The organism is Fusibacter paucivorans (assembly GCF_018390735.1).
Lineage (GTDB): Bacteria > Bacillota > Clostridia > Peptostreptococcales > Acidaminobacteraceae > Fusibacter > Fusibacter paucivorans.
The window spans coordinates 118,851-137,077 of sequence record NZ_JAHBCL010000007.1 but is presented as its reverse complement, the minus strand read 5'-3'; the positions used below and the strand labels follow the sequence as shown (position 1 = coordinate 137,077).

14 protein-coding genes are annotated in these 18,227 nt (G+C 42.0%); 2 read left to right on the top strand and 12 right to left on the bottom strand.

Annotated features, from left to right (window positions below; genetic code table 11):
* Positions 1–10 precede the first annotated feature (10 nt).
* Together KHM83_RS05580 and KHM83_RS05575 are read left to right on the top strand one after the other, a co-directional pair.
* Positions 11–370, top strand: coding sequence for a CidA/LrgA family protein (locus KHM83_RS05580; protein WP_213235922.1), 360 nt, complete (start codon positions 11–13; stop codon positions 368–370).
* Positions 367–1,062, top strand: a complete 696-nt coding sequence (locus KHM83_RS05575; protein ID WP_213235921.1) for an LrgB family protein — start codon at positions 367–369, stop codon at positions 1,060–1,062. The genes KHM83_RS05580 and KHM83_RS05575 overlap by 4 nt, the downstream gene beginning before the upstream one ends.
* Before the next feature lie 27 nt (positions 1,063–1,089).
* Here the strand turns inward: KHM83_RS05575 and KHM83_RS05570 are convergent, their stop codons facing one another.
* From KHM83_RS05570 to KHM83_RS05515, 12 genes are all read right to left on the bottom strand, one after another.
* Entirely contained in the window at positions 1,090–2,823 is a 1,734-nt protein-coding gene (locus KHM83_RS05570) for an ABC transporter ATP-binding protein (protein ID WP_213235920.1), read from the bottom strand.
* Entirely contained in the window at positions 2,817–4,562 is a 1,746-nt protein-coding gene (locus KHM83_RS05565; protein WP_213235919.1) for an ABC transporter ATP-binding protein, read from the bottom strand. Before KHM83_RS05565 ends, KHM83_RS05570 begins: the two co-directional genes overlap by 7 nt.
* Positions 4,563–4,721: 159 nt before the next feature.
* Complete coding sequence (locus KHM83_RS05560; protein ID WP_213235918.1) at positions 4,722–5,681, bottom strand: helix-turn-helix domain-containing protein; 960 nt, start codon at positions 5,679–5,681, stop codon at positions 4,722–4,724.
* 98 nt (positions 5,682–5,779) lie between these two features.
* Positions 5,780–6,625 (bottom strand): thiamine pyrophosphate-dependent enzyme, encoded by an 846-nt coding sequence (locus tag KHM83_RS05555; RefSeq protein WP_213235917.1) that lies wholly within the window; start codon positions 6,623–6,625, stop codon positions 5,780–5,782.
* Complete coding sequence (locus KHM83_RS05550) at positions 6,612–8,285, bottom strand: 2-oxoacid:acceptor oxidoreductase subunit alpha (protein WP_213235916.1); 1,674 nt, start codon at positions 8,283–8,285, stop codon at positions 6,612–6,614. The genes KHM83_RS05555 and KHM83_RS05550 overlap by 14 nt, the downstream gene beginning before the upstream one ends.
* Before the next feature lie 265 nt (positions 8,286–8,550).
* A complete protein-coding gene (locus tag KHM83_RS05545) occupies positions 8,551–9,780 on the bottom strand; it encodes an aminopeptidase (protein WP_213235915.1) in 1,230 nt (409 codons plus the stop codon).
* Positions 9,781–9,902: 122 nt separating this feature from the next.
* Positions 9,903–10,355 (bottom strand): MarR family winged helix-turn-helix transcriptional regulator, encoded by a 453-nt coding sequence (locus KHM83_RS19685; RefSeq protein ID WP_213235914.1) that lies wholly within the window; start codon positions 10,353–10,355, stop codon positions 9,903–9,905.
* 233 nt (positions 10,356–10,588) lie between these two features.
* Complete coding sequence (locus KHM83_RS05535) at positions 10,589–12,073, bottom strand: protein phosphatase 2C domain-containing protein (RefSeq protein WP_213235913.1); 1,485 nt, start codon at positions 12,071–12,073, stop codon at positions 10,589–10,591.
* Positions 12,074–12,078: 5 nt separating this feature from the next.
* Positions 12,079–12,753, bottom strand: a complete 675-nt coding sequence (locus KHM83_RS05530; protein WP_213235912.1) for a vWA domain-containing protein — start codon at positions 12,751–12,753, stop codon at positions 12,079–12,081.
* Between the two features lie 188 nt (positions 12,754–12,941).
* The gene (locus KHM83_RS05525) at positions 12,942–14,261 is read right to left on the bottom strand and encodes a serine/threonine protein kinase (protein WP_213235911.1); all 1,320 of its coding nucleotides are present in this window, start codon (positions 14,259–14,261) and stop codon (positions 12,942–12,944) included.
* Positions 14,262–14,306: 45 nt separating this feature from the next.
* Positions 14,307–15,236, bottom strand: a complete 930-nt coding sequence (locus tag KHM83_RS05520; RefSeq protein WP_213235910.1) for a hypothetical protein — start codon at positions 15,234–15,236, stop codon at positions 14,307–14,309.
* Between the two features lie 171 nt (positions 15,237–15,407).
* Complete coding sequence (locus tag KHM83_RS05515) at positions 15,408–18,080, bottom strand: phosphodiester glycosidase family protein (protein WP_213235909.1); 2,673 nt, start codon at positions 18,078–18,080, stop codon at positions 15,408–15,410.
* Between the last annotated feature and the right edge of the window lie 147 nt (positions 18,081–18,227).

Sequence of the window (18,227 nt, the reverse complement as noted above, 5' to 3'; positions counted from 1 at the left end):
GGAGGACAACATGAAATATATCATGCAACTGGGCATTTTACTCGCTTTTTGGATCGTCGGTGAATGGATCAGCAGCTTATTCGCAGGCATCATTGTCATTCCCGGCGCCATTATGGGGATGCTGCTGCTTTTCATAGCGCTGTCCACCGGGATTTTAAAAGAAACACACATAAAGGAGACCAGTGATTTTTTTCTTAATAACATTGCCTTTTTCTTTATCCCTGCCAGCATTGGCGTACTAGCTGTCACGGATGCACTAAAGGGCGCCGCTATCAAGTTATTCACCATCGCCATTGTATCGACGTTTGTCACCATGGTCGTCACGATGGTGGTAACACAGCTATTGACATCTGCAAGGAGCAAGAAATGAATCTCTTAAATTCACCTGTATTTGGCATCTTTCTATCCATTATAACTTATCAAATTGGGCTTAAAATAAAAGCGCGATTTAAAAATGATCTCTTTAACCCGCTTTTACTCGCCATGTTTATGATTATCGGTTTTTTATCGCTGTTTCACATACCTTATGAATCTTATAAAATCGGCGCTGATTATATTCACTTTTTTCTCAGCCCTCTCACCGTCGCCTTGGGTATTATGCTCTACCGTCAGCGTACTGTCATCAAAAAGCATTTTATCAGTTTGATTATTGGCATTACCGCAGGTGTCGCGACTTCATTCTTTACCATTTTGTTAATGGCTAAAGCGATGGGGCTCAGCGATATGCTCACGCTCTCTGCATTACCAAAATCAATTACCACGCCGATGGCAATATCACTAACTCAGATTTTAGGCGGCGAAGAACCGCTTACCATTATTCTCGTCGTGATTACTGGTATGTCAGGTGCTTTTCTTGCACCTTTTGCCGTCAAGCTATTTCCGAATTTTAACGCAATTGCGAAAGGCATTGGCATTGGAACGGCATCACATGCAGTTGGCACTTCCAAAGCACTCGAACTCGGCGAAGAAGAAGGTGCCTTCTCAAGTTCAGCAATTGCACTGGCAGGTCTCATCACCGTTCTCATCGTACCATTTCTCGCTAGGTGGTTTGGCTTGGTGTAGGCCGCAACGTATTATTCAAGAGCCTTTTTAGCTTATTTTCCAGCTGGTTGCTTTGGTTCGACGCTTCCAAAATTCAAGATACAAACCATCTGATTCAATTAATTGTTTATGATTTCCCTGTTGAATGATTCGCCCTTCTTCCATCACGATAATCTGATCGGCATTTCTAATGGTTGACAGCTTATGTGCAATAAGAACTAGGGTCTTGTTTTGTACGAGAGCATTGATCGCTTCTTGGATAATTTGTTCATTATCCGGATCTATGTTTGCCGTCGCTTCATCCAAAAGGATGATTGGGGCATCTTTTAACATTGCCCTCGCAATAGCAATACGCTGTTTTTCGCCTCCCGATAGACTTGCACCACTTTCATTTACGATCGTATCATAGCCATTTTCCAATGCCATGATAAATTCATGGCATCTTGCTTTTTTACACACTTCAATAATTTCATCTTTTGTAGCCTCTGGTCTTCCAAAGCGTACGTTTTCAAGAATGCTATCGTTAAATAGATACACGTTTTGAAAGACCATGCTGATGTTTTCAAGCAGACTCTCTACTGTCATCTCTTTGATATTGACGCCGCCTATCGTGATTGCCCCTTGCTGTACATCCCAAAATCTTGCAATTAAATTTGTTATTGTCGATTTTCCAGATCCGGACTTCCCGACTAAAGCGGTCATGCAACGCGCTGGTATTTCAAAGCTGACATCATGAATGACGTCTGTTTGATCATAAGCAAAACTAACATGATCAAATACAATATCAAAATTGTCTAACACAATTGCTTTGCCATCTGCGTCAATCTCTTCCACAGCAATAATGGCATCATATCGATCCAATCCAGCTTCCATAACGCGAAGCAATGTTGCCATTGATCCCAATGCCTTAAAACTTGCAAAAAACTGCATCGAAAATAAAAGTATCAGAATACACCAAGCAAGTTGAATATGTTCTGCGTTGTAATCATAAACAGCAGTCGCTATAATACAGGCAACACCTAATGCAAACCAGTACATATAGCTTCTATATAGACCCGAGAGTCCCTTTTCCACGCGGATGCTTATTGCCTTAAAAGTATCAAAAGCATGATTGATATCACTGTCTCCTTCTCTTTGAACATTAAAGCTTTTAATAACGCCAATCCCTTTGACATACTCAATGATTGCTTTGGTCAATTGTGCAAAACCATCTTGTCGGATTTTTGATTCTTTTTTTGAAGCGCGATTAAATTGTTTCAATGTTATGGATGAAACGATTAATATCAGTGTGAGGATTAAACTAACACGCCAGTCAATAAACAGCATGAGCAGTATATTGATTGCTATGCCGACATAACTGCTTATAACTGTTGCAACGGCATGCATGCCCCATTGTTCTGCAAATACGATGTCAGTCGTTATAACTGACGTAATATTGCCAATATTCCCCTCTGAAAAATAACCCATTGGAAGCCGTTTTAAATGTTCACCTAGTTTCAGACGTTCACTTGCAAATAGTTCATAAGCCATTCCGCCTTGCAATTTATCAATTAAGAACTTAAAAAAGGCTCGAAATAAAACAAGCATCAGCATGATGATCCCAATCCTAACAGATGCTGCCGGCGTCGCGTTCGATTCCAAGATAATTAATATTCCATAATAAATCAGTCCCAGCGGTGCTGCAATAAAGATTCCCTCAAAAACTGAAAGTACAATTGCCGCCTTGATCCGCCACCCTTCTTTACCAGACATTTTTATAATCCTATTCGCAACATTTAACATAGCTGTCCCTCCGTACCCTTAATATCCCATTGCATACTTTTGGTATGTGCATCCCATAGTGTTTTATAGAGTGATTCGCTTTTTATCAGCGTTTCATGATTGCCTGACATTAAAACTTCACCGTCGTCTACAACGATTATATTATTCGCTTCTGCTATCGTTGATAGCCTGTGTGCAATGACAATTAGCGTCTTGTCTTTTATCAAAGCATTGACAGCTTCTTGAATTTGATCTTCATTTTCTGGATCGGTGCTTGAAGTTGCCTCATCCAAAATAACAATGGGTGCATTCTTAAGGATAGCCCTCGCAATGGTTATTCTTTGCTTCTCTCCACCAGACAATTTGTCGCCGGAATTACCCGGACATGTTTGATAACCATTTTTAGTTGTCATGATAAAATCATGACATCCAGCGGCGATCGCCGCTTTTTCAACCGCTTCATCACTCGCATCTGGCTTGCCAAGTCGAATGTTGTCAATAATTGGTATATCGAACAAAAAGGCTTCCTGAGAAACATAACTGATTAAGCACATGAGATCGTTTTGACTTATTTCATCAATATCAACATTTCCAATGCTTATTTTTCCTGAATTTATTTGCCAAAACCTTACCAGCAATTTTGCAAGTGTACTTTTGCCGCTTCCAGACTTGCCTACGATTGCAGTCACCTGATTTGCTTTTGCCTTCAAATTTATATTTTTCAATACATACGTTTCATCATATCCAAATGAAACATTTTCAAATGTGATATCATAAAAATCAGGCAATTTCCCCGTTTCAACAGTCTCTAATTCTGCTTCTCGCATCGCATTCAAAAACTCAACAGATTTATTATTAATGATGGATATTGAAGACATAAACTCTGTCAGTTTCATAAGCGATGGCCCCACACTCATTGCCAGCATTAAACAAAGTATGAGTGTTGAAAGATTGAGCGTTCCCCCAATGACAAACTTCACGCCGAACGGCAGAGCCAACAATATCGTTGTCGGTAGAAATGTCGCCATTAACGCATTGTACTTCCAGCTGATTTTGTACATCTCTAAGGCGGTATGCTTGTAATCCATAATCGCTGTTTCATATTTTTGGTATGAGCTGCTTACACGATTAAAAGCTTTGATGACTTCCATTCCCTCAATATATTCAATAATGCTTCTATTCATTGCCTTTTCTGCTCGATAAAATATTTTCATTTTGTCTTTCGTCTTTATGACCATTATTACCATTGGAATCATTCCTAATGGAATAGCGGCCAAGACGAGCATTCCCATTCGCCAATCTATAATTAATAGAACCAGCAACACTACAAATGTCTGTGCAGCATAGGGAATACCTTCTGGAAACGTATGCGCCAAAACACTTTCCAATGCGTCAATATCATCTGCAAACAGTTTTTTATATGTTCCAATACCTTTGTCATGGATACTCCCCAACGGCATTCTCTCAATTTTATAGGCAAGTGCCTTTCTCATTTCTTTCAGTACGTTGAAGGCGCATTCGTGTGATAAATCAATTCCAGCCATGTACAAATATTCTTTGATAAATAAGGCGCCGCCTGCAAGCAAAGCCAATATTAAATAATCTGTAATCGCTTTTTGATCTGCACCTATAATGGATTCTATTATGATGTAAACAATAAAGTAAGGCACGATGCCTAAAAAAACACTTGCCAAAATCGACAAAATAGACATTTTCATTTTATTTCTATAATCCCCTAAGTAACTGAATATGTCTTTCATAAATAACGCTTCCTTCCCAATAATATGCTTAGCAGTGACGTACAACCAATCTCAAATCATTTTAATTGATATCAATTATCATTACCATAACAAAAAAGCAAAAAAAATTCACATTTTAGCCGAAACCAAAATGTGAATAACCGTTATTAATTACACCATTTAATTTTGTTGTCTGAACTTTGAAGGCAAATAGCCAAAGTTTTTCTTGAAGCTTTCAGAGTATCTGCCTGCCGATGAAAACCCTGTCATTGAAGCGATTTCTTCAATTTTTAATGATTTATTCATCAACAATGTTTTCGATTTTTCCAAACGCAAGTTTATAACGTATTGATGAGGCGATATTCCAAAACACGCTTTAAAAATTTCCTTTAAATACGTCTTATTAATTTTGTACGTTTTTGCCAAATCTTCAATGTTCGTTTTCTTACTCCAATTTTCATCCATAAAGGCTTTGATTTCATAGATCTTTTCAATGTAATAATGGTCATAAATCTTATGCTTTTCAAGAACATGAAGCTTGTAGTGCGTCATCTCATGAACCATTAGCTCAAGCGCTTTAAGCTTCATTAAAACCCTGTTTTTACACCGTACAGCCTCTAGCAATTCATTAAAGATCAAAGCATATTGAAGATCATTACGGCAAATCAAGAAAGAACCATGCACCTTCATAAAAGCATCATAATCGCGAACCAAATGATCACATCCAAAAAAACATGCGAACATTTCGCTTACGGATTGACTATAGCCAAAAACGCCAATTGATACAATATGGTTACCGTAGCCATCAGACTCATAAAAAGCACTGTTTCCGGCAAAGTTAACCATGTCGCCGCTTTTCACAATCACTGATTTATCATCGTTAATTTTTGAAACATTTGTGCCATCATACATACTGTACATAGAAATAACATCAGCTTTAAAACGAACACCCTCTAAATGCTTTATTTGTTTTATATAGTAGTCTGAATGCACAACATAGACACCCTCATGAATTTGATAATACATAACTTTTCCACTGCCGTACGCTTTTTTTACGCTATATACGATCAGATCTCTATCCATGCACTGTATGTTGTACACTTTTTGCAGCATTGGATCACTATTCGCTGATAGATTCAAAACACCACTTCCAAGTCTTCTATTTTATCCGTACCCATCGCATTATTGTGATTTTATGACATCCATCATCCAAGCAATGCCAAACACTTTTTAATCAATCATAAGAGCTCATCCAGTAAGGTATCAACCGCTTTTGGCGACCTTTCATATTGTACGAGCGGCTTTTCCAAGTGACTAAACCTTCCGAGGAAGTCCGTTTTTTGTTCCTGATACAATATGCCGATTGGAATCCCCTCATCGCCAAATTGCTGTGCCATTTCGAAGGCGCGAACCTTGTCATGCGGATCATACGTCTCAGGCAGTTTGAATACGCGATCTTTGTACCATTTGAAAGTATTCACCTGATTAAAGGATACACACGGCTGCAGAATATCAATCAGCGCATAGCCTTTATAAGCCATTGCCGCTTTAATAATTTCTTTTAAGTGTTTTGGATCCCCCGAAAAGCTCCTAGCAACAAAGCCGCAGCCAACACTAATGGCAAACGCCATAGGGTTTAACGGGTCTGATTTCATACCATCGTATTGTAGGCGCGTTACCTGACCAAATGCCGTTGTCGGCGATCCCTGCCCTTTTGTCAAGCCATACACTTGATTATCGTGAACCATATGAACAATATCAAGGTTTCGGCGAATACCGTGCAAAAGGTGATTGCCGCCTTCTCCGTAGGTATCACCATCACCAGATGTTAAAATTAATTTTAATGCCGGGTTGGCTACATGAGCCCCCATTGCAGCAGGTACCGCTCTGCCGTGTAGCGTATTCATCCCGTGTGCATGAATATAATGCGGCAGTTTCGCCGCCTGACCGATGCCTGATACAACCAGTACATCCTGTGGTTTAAGCGACGCTTCTTCAAGCACTTGGCTCAAAGATTCCAAAATACCAAAGTTGCCGCATCCGGGACACCACGTCGTTTTCGTATTGAGCTTAAATGGATTCATTGACGATCACCTCCATAGATTGCACAATGCCTTTTGCTGTAAATGGTCTGCCATCATAGCGATTTATGCTGCGTGCGTACTTTACGCCTGTCTCCATGCGCAACAATTTGCCAAACTGGTTCGTCGCATTTCCCTCTACGTTAACAACTGTTACACCGGGTTTAACATATGCTTCCAATACATTCTCAGACATTGGATAGATATCAGAAAAACAGAGTGCCGCAACTTTTTGACCATTTTCATTGAGCATTTCAACAGCTTCTCGTACGATGCCTGCAGTTGATCCCCATGCAATCATCAAATGCTTATAATCTGAAACGCCAACCAGCTCCGGTTTATTTAAATCTTCGAGTATCATTTTCATTTTAGCCATCATTTTTTGCTTAAGCGCATTGGTAACATCCTGCGCTTCAGAGACGTGACCATAGACATCGTGAACATGTGAATCCGTCATAATAACTGATTGCGAATCGATGCCCGGATATTTACGATTGCCGATATAGTTTTCAAATTCATAGCGCTTATAGTCTTCTATAGGCTCTGTCTGAGTATAGCGTTCAATTTTCAGCGCTTCCGTTTCAAATCGATTCGTCGTAACCGTCGAATCAGCCAAATATTGATCGGTTAAGATCAAGACGGGTACCTGATATTTTTCTGCGAGATTAAAGGCTCTAAACGTCGTATAAAAAGCATCTGAAACAGAAGTCGGCGCCAATACAATGCGGGCAAACTCACCTTGGGAAGCAAAGAGTGTAAAGAGCAGATCAGCTTGTTCTGTACGCGTTGGCAACCCTGTTGCAGGCCCCGGTCTCTGAACGTTGCAAGCAACCAGCGGCACTTCGCTCACTGCTGCAAAACCTAACGATTCCACCATCAGTGAAAAGCCGCCGCCAGAAGTTCCCGTCATCGCACGCACACCATTTGAAGCCGCACCAATTGCTGCCATCATCGCCGCAATTTCATCTTCTGCCTGCTCGACGAGCATATGGGTTGTCTTCTGCTTTTTCATGAGGTAAGCCATAATGCCCGTCGAAGGCGCCATTGGATAAGCGCAGTAAAATCCCGCACCAGCTGCAATTGCGCCCAGCGCAACTGCGGTATTGCCATTCAACATAATTTGAGGTTTTTCCGGCTCCTTGAGCTGCCATACAGGATGCTCAACTGATTGAAATAATGCATACCCGAGTGCCGCTGCTTCTGCATTTTGTCTGTTAATTACCTCAGACCACTTGGTTTGTTCGAGATGCATCAGCTTATCTCTTTCAAACCCAAGGTAGGCAGCAATGGCACCAACACCAGCCATGGTTCCGCTGTTTTTATTCTTAATCGCATCAAGCGCCTCTGATTTTAAGCTGATCAATCCCGATTCCGATGTTGTTTCTGTCGTTGCGATCAATCCGTCCGGTGCCGTATGTAACTTTGCAAACTGCGTCGCTTCTTCATTCAACGCCAGAAAGAAATCTGCTTCATCGCAAATACTGTGAACGGGAACATCTGATACGGTAAGCGTTGTAAAATTATAGCCGCCTCTAACGCGCGACATATAATTCTTATAGGATAAAAAATAGAGCCCTTTTTCCTTTACCATGCGCTCAACAAACTGTGCGGCGGTGTTAATGCCTTCACCTGCGGCTCCGCCAATTACAATAGTCTTCTTCATATTCTCCACCTGCTATGCTTATTGAATCCTACGGTTGTCATTGTCATACTACCTTTATACCGCACCAAACAAGATTTATCAATGCTTTCATAGTACCGATTCATAGTGCCTCCCAGACTAAACATTCCTCAGCATTGTTATTTCAATTACTTGAGCGATCATTGCCAAATGAAATATTTTTTCATTATTTTCAATAGAATTTTACTCTGTAAAAATAGCACTTGTTGCATGCTGACAACAAGTGCTATCATATCGCCTTTATCATTTAAAATGCAAAATTGCCATCTTTGAATACCGTTACTTCACTTCCGTCAGCCGTTATACCCACAATCTGGAGATCTGCTGTTCCAATCATAAAATCTTCGTGGACAATCGAATCATTAATGCCATGTGCTTTAAGTTCTTCCATAGACATTTTGTCACCGTTCTCTAAACAAACGGGATACGCTTTGCCGATTGCGAGATGACACGCCGCATTCTCATCAAACAGTGTATTGAAAAACAGTAGATTCATGTTCGAAATTGGCGAATCGTGTGGTACAAGCGCAACTTCGCCCAGAAAAGCGGAGCCTTCATCTGTTTCGACCAAGCTCTTTAACTGGTCGTATCCTTTTTTCGCCGTAAATTCGACAATTTTACCCTTCTCAAATGTCAGTGAAAAATCTTCAATAAGATTGCCATTCAAATTCAAAGGCAAAGCACTGTATACAATGCCTTCAACAGCATCATACTGTGGTGCCGTAAAAATTTCTTCCGTCGGGATATTGGCAACAAATTCATGACCTTCTGACGATTTATCCGCACCACCCAGCCACAAATGCCCTTTTGGCAAACCAATGGTCAAATCCGTACCGAGACTGTTGCGATAGTGAAGTGATGTAAATTGATGGGCATTCAGCTTATTCATACGTGATGCGAGCGCCTCTTTATGCGCTTCCCACGCAGCAATCGGGTCTTTCGCATCAATGCGGACCGTCTTGAAAATCGCTTCCCACAGTGCCTCAACAGCTTCAACTTCTGTTTTATCAGGATATACCTTTTTTGCCCACGCCTTTGTCGGCGCCGATGCGACACACCATACGAGTTCATTATTCATCATTTGCTGACGATAACTTTTGAGTGCTGCGCCATACGCTTTTTGGAAGCGCACCATTCTGGATGGATCAACTTCTTTCATAAGCTCAGGGTCAGATGCGGCAACAGATAAAAAAGCCGCTCCCTTTGCGGCAGCAGAAAGATAAAATTCACGCTGCCATGACGGCAATGTGTCAAAGAGTTCATCCGGCGCCATCATGTATTTGATTTTTGAAGCGATTTCATCATTCCAAAATATCTCAACATCCCCGGCGCCTGCTGCAAAGGCAGCGGTCATTACTTCGTGCACGAACGGGGCACATTCAATAGGCGATTTAATCACCAGTAACTGCCCAGATTTTAGATTAACACCCGTTTTTATTAAAAGTTCAGCATATTTTTTAAGTCTTTCTTGAAACATGTCACCCTCCTTATTTGCCGTTTTACGATATCATCATATCACATATAAAATAATTTATATAGCTTTGCATAGAAAAAGGCCCTCAGGCCTTTCGGCGTACAAAAAATGTCGAATAAATACGACTATGCTTCCGGCATTGCCGCGTGAATAATATCAAGCATTCCCTGTAAATGTTCCGAAAATGATTTCAATTGCGCTTCGTCTAGATTTTCAAATCGAGCTTCCAAAAGCTGTGTCACGTACATCTTATGCTTTTGAATGTAATGCTTCCCCTGTGCTGTAATGGAAATATAGACGACCCGTCGATCCTTCTTCGACGTCTGACGCTTGAGATAGCCGCCTTTAATCAGTTTGTCGACCAACGGCGTCAAATTAGAATTAATGACGTTGATCTGACGGCTGATTTCAGACATTGTCATCTGTCGTTTAGAAGAGAGAGTCAATAAAATCTGAATGTGTGAAGGAAACAAGACATCCGATTTAAATATTTCATCTTCTCTAAAAAATTTTTTATTCAGCAGCGGTAGGAAAATTAAGAGATTCTCCATAATCTCTTCGTACAACTTTTCGTTCACCAGAAATCACATCCTTATCATTATTTGGTTGATTGGTCAATGGCGGAAATCGGATCATCCAAGTATCAATCTTTTCACGGCAATCTATCTAACAATCATTCAACATATTGAAGTGAAAGATCCACTAAAGGCTATTATACAATTTCCTTAATTATGTAATAAAACTTATCCCAACATCATTTGTCTCATTAATATCCATTTACTTGCGCTTTAATCAAAAAAACGTGATTTTGTTATGAAACAAAATCACGCCATATAACCTGCACGGGCAAACCGTTTATAAATACTGTCATTTCCGGCATCAATGCCGCTATTTCACCTGGGTATACGGTTCGACTATCTGTTTCACCGCGTCTGTATACGATCCATGGTACCTTTGAAAGATTGCGAAGTCCCCATCTTCCCGTGCGTTTATGTGAAACAATTTTTGCAATGGGAACGATTGCATAGGCATGCCAAAAACCCAAGTCAAAGCCATAGATGATATCATCCAGCATTAGTGTCATGACTTTTTGCGTCGATTTTAAAGACCAACCCTTTGGCGAAGATGTAAACGAGGCTTCACGTTTTTCAAAATCATAATTCCAAAGTGATTCGATTGACTGCAATGCTTCGACACTTTCACAATCGGCAATCCAAGCTTCGGTACGCCCTTCCGGAAGACATTGCACAAAGGCGCTTATCATTCCCTTCAATGCTTGAATGGATGTTTCAGTTCTTATCGGCTCCATACCCTTGACAGCCGCCATCAATGTATGCAAATTGCCATCTTCCGGTAATGGCAGTTTCAACAGTGAAGCCATCAGCGTCAAGGGAATCTCACCATTTTCATCAATTAATTTAAGTGTTCGCAAAGCATAATAGAACCAAAGCACTGTACGCAAACGCATTTTCATAGAGGCATATGGCAACTGCCACTTCAGTGTATTCACCGGGCTGCTCTGCTGATTTTCAAACACGCCTTTTTCGCTGACAGACGGTGGTGTGAAATAAACAGCGGCTGCTGTTACGTCATCACCGGCATACTGTGACGCCTGCTGAGCTGCTGCATCATTCGACCCGTATAGTTCATTGAGGAAAAAGGTCGTAAAGCCATGCGAGTGAAACGGATAGGCTTTTTCCAGACCATCACTGCAGCCGCCAAAAAAAATAGGTGGCGACGCCATGTGTAAAACGCTTTTTCGAAAGTGATTCCATGCAAAAGACTCCGAAAGCGAATGTGTCTCTTCTCCCTGTAGATGACGATCCTGCGGCATCGGCATAATAAGTTGCCCACGACTGTTTTGATAAATCAGTTTACCGTCCCCGATCTGTAAGCAGATCAGCCACGGCTGTACATAGGCAATAACCATCAGTGTCGTTCCAAAAGGACGCATCTGAAAGGTAGCGTCTGCATGGACAGCTTGCTGCCACTTTTGCTGCAAATCATATGCAGCTTGATCCAGCAGTTTTAGTACGGCTTCGGCAGCTTCCCCGCCTGTCAGGGCATCACACACATTCTGCAAGACTTCCAACGCACAGGCAACAGCCTTTTGAGCGCCAATGTCGCTAAAGCAGTGCGCTTCTGAACCATGTCCATCAGCTACCGCAACCATCGGATATGGTTCTTTTGCAACCGCATAGGCGTCTTGATTTTTTACTTTACAAGGGCCCTTCACTGACACTGCGCCAACCGTTACCGTGTTAGCGGCGTCCACTGCCGCTCCATGAGAAGTCATTGGTATCACCAGTCGAGATCATCCATATCTACGGCGGCATCAACGGTTGGCGGCATTGGTACCGCTGCTTTGACTGGATTGATGGACGCATTGGAGACTGCTGTTGATGCCCAACGAATGTACTGCTTGAGTTCAGAGGCATTTTTTGCCTGAAGCGGTTTGAGTTCACCTCTAAATGTATCACCGATAAATGCTTGCAGCACGTCCATATCAGCTTCCTGTCCAATGGCGATGGCGATTCGAATCGCTTTTTTACCCCAAGTTGTGTCCATTAGTTTTTCAAGTCCCTTTTCATAGTCATCTGTCGGCAAGCCGTCAGATAACAAAATCATGACCGGTTGGTACCCTCTGATGTTTTCAAATTCTGTCGTCAATTGATCTGCAAGCAGTTCAAAACTTCTTCCCATATCCGTTACGCCTTTCGGCTGAATGTTTTCCCATGTAAAGTGCTTGATGTCTACATTGTTGACAAGCCATCGTGCACCCGTTGAAAACGTGAGTGCATGGACGCGAATCGTTCCCTCTGCATCTCTGGCAACGTCTCTAATATGCGGAATTGCTTCTCTCACTGCATTATTGAGCGTTTCAATTTTACCGCCGTATTTCATCGAATCAGAAGCATCAATTAAAAAAAATAAATGTAAATCTCGTGCACCCATTTTGCCATAATTTTCAGTCATTTTAGACTCCTTTCAATTGTTTCCATTAATAATTATTCACGCGTTGTTATACCTGAGTTATTGTACTTGGGTTGTTACATGCTAATGTTTTTTTACGGATTATTCTACGGATTATTTGATGTATCCATTTCATATATCGCTTGAGGCATTCATTGAGGTATTGATTTATTTCACTTGGCGCTCCTGCCTTAAAATCTAATAACGCCCATAGAATCGCCAAAGTTGATCATCATACCATGCCTCAATGGAACGACACCATTTTTTTCAATGGTTCGCGTTTCACCTTCCTGAGTTGTGTACTGCCAAACATACTCAGAGTGATTTTTCAGCCCCCATATTTCAGGATGCCTTGGATGCTGTACGATGCTGCCGAATGTCGTTTGATAGGCCGTCATGTCTAATGGCGTCAATACATCCATCATCAGTTCAGTATCGTAATTCAAAACAATAATTCGCTCGCCAACTTTCATGCGAACCGGCAATCGGTCAACGGCTTTACCACAATGCACACAAGCGGGAAGCGCCTTCTTGTCGCGAATGATCGAAGCATCGTAAAAAACCTGTTTGCCGCAATGCAGACAATAGGTGATATTATATTTCAGCGTTGTCAAGAGCTGCATCCATTCACTTTCGCGCAATCGTTCTTCCGGTACTTTAATGCCACTTGTAAAAGCGCGTTCAAAAGCATCGTTGACGGCTTGAGGCAAAATACTGCAATAAAATTCTGCAATGTCCTGAACGCCCTTTACCGGCCGATTAGTCGCATCAATAGGATCAAAGATGTAGAGCGGATGCGTCCCATAGAGTGACATAAATGCCGCTTCATCCAGTATATCAATCTCATACTCTCTTCGCCCTTGTAGTGGATGTTGTCGATAGAGCATTCGAAAGAGCACCACGGAGAGTGAAAATAAATCTGTTGCCGTACTTGGCGGCGCGTCACCGATAATGACTTCCGGCGCCATAAAGCCATAGGTTCCCCAATTGTCTTCAACACTTTTTAAACTGTCATAGGTGACGTTGTCATTGTCACAGATGCGGACATCGCCGGTTTTAAAGTTGACAAACAAATTGCCAAATGAGATATCGCGATAACAAAGGCCGCTCAAGTGTAGTGTATAAAAGCTTTGGACCATTTGCATACAAGCTTCAATGAGCTTTTCATACGATTTAAATGTCAATTCACCACTGAAAAATCGCGTTAGCTTTTGATAGTATCTGCTGTCAATAAGCGGCATGACATAGCCGAATTGATCTTCCGAATCGTTTTCAACAATCGCCATCGGCCAAATGAATTGTTCAGAAGGTGCCCCTTGTTCAACGAGGCTTTCAATTGCGTGATACTGTGCTTCTGTCGCCATACGCTTATAAAACCACTTGACCGCATAGTCGCCTGATTCTGCATGAACAAGGTAGACTTCTCCCTGTCCACCTTCTCCAAGCGGCTTAATGACCGTATAGTTTTCCAAAGTCGAAGTCAGCGTAGCGCCTTTCTTTAATAGACTCATGTCGTTCTCCTTTTCTAGTTTAGTCGTTTCACGCTTTTCAAGCGATTATAAAACGACTGTTCGAATCACATATTGACTGACGAGGTATACGGTGCCCAGAAGATAAAATGATGCCATTCCCTTTGGTATACCCTTTGTTCGCATTGAACCCGTCTGTAGGATCATAAACCCTGCTGCGGTGACAACCATCATGTAAAGCTGTACAAATTCATAAAACTGCGGCATTTGAACTTTAAAAAATGCCATACCGCATTGGATAATCACCATGAGCCATGGTAGGATGGCAATCAAATTAATATCCAGTCGCTTTTGGACTAACGATACGACAATACTGCCGATCAGCGTCCCCGCCAATCCAAATACGAGCCATGGATTGTTCTGACTCAGCGGCATCATATAGGTTTCAACACCAGCGATTGCCGTCTGCTTCATTTGGAAAAAGTCAATTTGATAAACATAACCGCCGATTAAGATGATAAAAAACAGTAGCCAAAGGCCTAATCCAATCCAATTAAAACCCTTGATCCCATGTTTCGCAGGACGCTTCTTTCTAATTTTTGGCGAAGACGCGGGTTGTATCTCAGTAGGCGCTTCATCTGAATCGCCTTGATCCGATCGCTCAAAGTTTATATCGCCTGGATCGGTTACCGACAAGACGCCAACCGATCGCAGAATTAATTTGAAATCCTTTACAATAATGCCTTTTTCGAAACCGTAATAATCGGCAAACTGTTCTGCGTAGCGCAACGCTTGTTCTCCTGCATTACCCAACTGCAACAATTTCAACAAATAGCCTGATTTCGCAAGCAATGTTAGTCGCGCCTTAAAGGCATAGGCCCCCGGTATATGGTCTGCCAGCAGTCCTTCGAAAGCTTTCTGTGTAAAAACTACCGGATCATATTCTAAAAAAACCTTCTTCAATCCATCTACAATGGAATCATCTGAGGTTCGCTTGGGTTTTGATTTAAATGCCATGTCAATGCCTCACTTTCTGATACCATCATATAAAAAAGAACCTAGGCGTTGCCACCTAGGTTCTTTTAGAATTTTCTTAAGATTTGCTCATCATTTTCTAATCAAATTTTATTCTGCTCTATCGATCGAAGTTGTCATTTCCTGCTGCAAACAAAATCATTTCGGACTATTTCACTGCACGATTTCAAATGCCAGCGCTTTGTCCCTCACCGCAAATGTATAGGCATTTAACTGCTCAACAGAGTTTGGCAAATTAAGGATGCGAATACCGGATTTAATATTAACGCTGTAATCGTCATTGGTCGGATAGAGTACTGTAACATCCAATCCCTTGTCAACCAATGTGCCGAGCTGGCGGTATAGCAATGTCCCTTCCAAGCTGTCATTAAATATTTCCGAATCGCGCATCATCAACACGACAGGTCTTGATTCAATCTGTGTCACTTTTTGAATAAACTTTGTCCATTGCGTATAATCATTGGCGCGAATACTGCCGCCGCCGTTATTCAATGTCATCACCCAAATGCCATTTTTAACTTCAGCACTAAACCCATTGCCTGCGGCCTTAACAATACCTGATGCCGCTGCCAATTCGGCCACCGGCTCTGTTGCCTGTGTTAGATAAGCTGCCGTAAAGGCCTTCGTTAAACCGTCTTCAATCTTATAATCAGCAATTTGTTTTTGTTTTGTCACGTTTTCAGGAATCGATGCTGTGATCGTTTGACCGACAACAGCATAAACATCATCAATCACCACGGTACCTTCATCTTGCTTGGTTACATCTGTCTCTACAACATAAATTCTTTCCAGCGTAAACGGTGCCGCCAGTTCATCCGGCAAATCAGCGGTCAAATATTTCCATCCCGTCCAGTCAATGTGTCTGGCAAAAGTAATGTTGGTTGCCGCACCATTGGCATCAATAATTTTACCACGAAGCCAGTGATCGTTGCCATAATCGCCATACGCCCACATACCAATGGATTCCGTATTGCTCGGCAGCATAATGGGTTCATTGAATTTCATATAAGCGGCTCGCGTATCCGTAGTCGTTGTAAAGTCATAAGTCAACATACCGCCTAAATCGCCAGTCTTCGGAAAATTGAGTTCTGCATATTTGCCGGTTACCGCTTCCGGATAACTGAGGAATGTTCCCGTTGCCGTTTCAAAATCTGCAATCAGCGCTTTATCCGTGCCGTTGCCAATCGGAACATACGTAATTAAGTCATTGAAACCAACTGTCATATAGCCCTGTTGTCCATCTGTTCCCGCAGTAAAGGTACTCATTGCCATGTCAAAAGCACCGAGATTATCCGGCAGGACGAGCGTTAACGCTTCAGGTGACGTTGCCACTTTTTCACCATCTGCTGTTTGAATGTAGAACTGCATTTGCTTCTGCTGACCGGCATCAAGTTTTAAAACAGAAGGCTCAACGACAATTTTAACCCCATTGTCATATACGTGAACTGTTTTTTGCGCTGTAAAGCCCTTGTATGCAGCTTGAATGGATGCCACGCCCGTCGCCGTTGGTGCAAAGCGATCATCTTCAAGTGTGCCTGCCAAACCGCTAACTGTCCATTTTACCTCGGCAGGATCAATCGCCGTCATATCATAATTTTCATCAATACCCATCAACTTCAGTGTCAGCTTTTCGCCAAGGAGTACAGCATCTGATGCCATATCGATTTTTATTTGTTTTAATACGGGGGTGGTCACTGTATTCTTAATAACAGCCAATCCCGTGTACATCTTGCGTTCGGCGCCATCGGAAGGACGATTGACGATATTTGCAGCAGTCTCCCAAGGTGTTTTGACAAGCATTTCCGTAGAACCGCCGCCATCGAGATTGATCCCCTCGTAGGCACCGAATTCCAGCAGGAGCTGCGCAAGTTCCGTTTGCGTTACACCGCGATAGGAGGTCGTCCGCCCATCGACTGTCAACATGATAATCTTTTTACGATCACGATCAATCCCTAAAGCGGTTCGAGGATTATTCCCCGAAATGTTTTGTGAAAAGGTCGTTGGAATAGTGCCGTTCTCTAAAATTTGAGCACCGCCGCCAATTGTTAGATCAATGGCATTAAAATTGACATCATAGTGAATGGCGATGGTATCGCCAATTTTAAAGCTGTTTAAGAGCTGAGAAACATCGGTTCCCACAGAAGCGAGGACATAACCGTTTTCCGGAATGGTAAAAGCAGGACCGTTGAGACGCATTTCTTTCACGACGTCATTTACAACGAGCATTTCTGCAATGTCCTGACCAATAGAATTACCGTATGACACAGTGGACCAGTTGTTGTTAAATAAAATCGTACGGTCATAATTAAGGTAAGGCTTGTTGATATAACTAATTTTCATGGTTGTCTTGCCATTCGAAAACGTATTGTTAGGCGTATTAATATACCCGACAAAAGGCAAGCCATTTTTGGCAATGTTGAATGAGGCAAACTCATTATAGCCCACACTGGTTGATAACACTTCACCATCTTTGATCAACGTTCCCATTGTGGTATTATTCGCCGTATCAAAAAAGTCGCTGTTAATTGCCGCAACGATTTCTGATGCTTCGTCACTCTGCGCGACCAGTGTCGATAACGTGTCACGCTCTGAAAGGTAGTCATCTGTCACGACGGTCATTTCCGCACCGGCCGTCAAATCGACATTGACGAGATTCATGTTAAGCCATCCGCCGTTGGTAAATCTTTGAATGTGTTGACTCGTGACGCCATCTGCAATGATCTCGGGTTCAGAGCGCCACTCATAGAGTGTTATGTAATCCGCAAACGTCAATTGTTGCAAAAACAGCATGCTTAAGCATGTTAGTAACAGCCATTTCTTATTCATAGTGATCCCTCTCATCAAATGTTTTAAGTCACCTTCATTATAACGCGCTCATGTGTCTTTGCTATGAAAAAACGATTACGATCTGATTACAGTTTAAGGATTGCAGCAAAAAAGTGTGAACCCCTTACAGTTAATGTAAGGGGTCTC

Coding starts and splice junctions, on each gene's coding strand:
- KHM83_RS05515 (WP_213235909.1), bottom strand. CDS start 18,080: ATGAATAAGAAATGGCTGTTACTAACATGCTTAAGCATGCTGTTTTTG.
- KHM83_RS05565 (WP_213235919.1), bottom strand. CDS start 4,562: ATGAAAGACATATTCAGTTACTTAGGGGATTATAGAAATAAAATGAAA.
- KHM83_RS05575 (WP_213235921.1), top strand. CDS start 367: ATGAATCTCTTAAATTCACCTGTATTTGGCATCTTTCTATCCATTATA.
- KHM83_RS05545 (WP_213235915.1), bottom strand. CDS start 9,780: ATGTTTCAAGAAAGACTTAAAAAATATGCTGAACTTTTAATAAAAACG.
- KHM83_RS05525 (WP_213235911.1), bottom strand. CDS start 14,261: ATGAGTCTATTAAAGAAAGGCGCTACGCTGACTTCGACTTTGGAAAAC.
- KHM83_RS05555 (WP_213235917.1), bottom strand. CDS start 6,625: ATGAATCCATTTAAGCTCAATACGAAAACGACGTGGTGTCCCGGATGC.
- KHM83_RS05520 (WP_213235910.1), bottom strand. CDS start 15,236: ATGGCATTTAAATCAAAACCCAAGCGAACCTCAGATGATTCCATTGTA.
- KHM83_RS05580 (WP_213235922.1), top strand. CDS start 11: ATGAAATATATCATGCAACTGGGCATTTTACTCGCTTTTTGGATCGTC.
- KHM83_RS05530 (WP_213235912.1), bottom strand. CDS start 12,753: ATGACTGAAAATTATGGCAAAATGGGTGCACGAGATTTACATTTATTT.
- KHM83_RS05550 (WP_213235916.1), bottom strand. CDS start 8,285: ATGAAGAAGACTATTGTAATTGGCGGAGCCGCAGGTGAAGGCATTAAC.
- KHM83_RS05570 (WP_213235920.1), bottom strand. CDS start 2,823: ATGTTAAATGTTGCGAATAGGATTATAAAAATGTCTGGTAAAGAAGGG.
- KHM83_RS05535 (WP_213235913.1), bottom strand. CDS start 12,073: ATGACTTCTCATGGAGCGGCAGTGGACGCCGCTAACACGGTAACGGTT.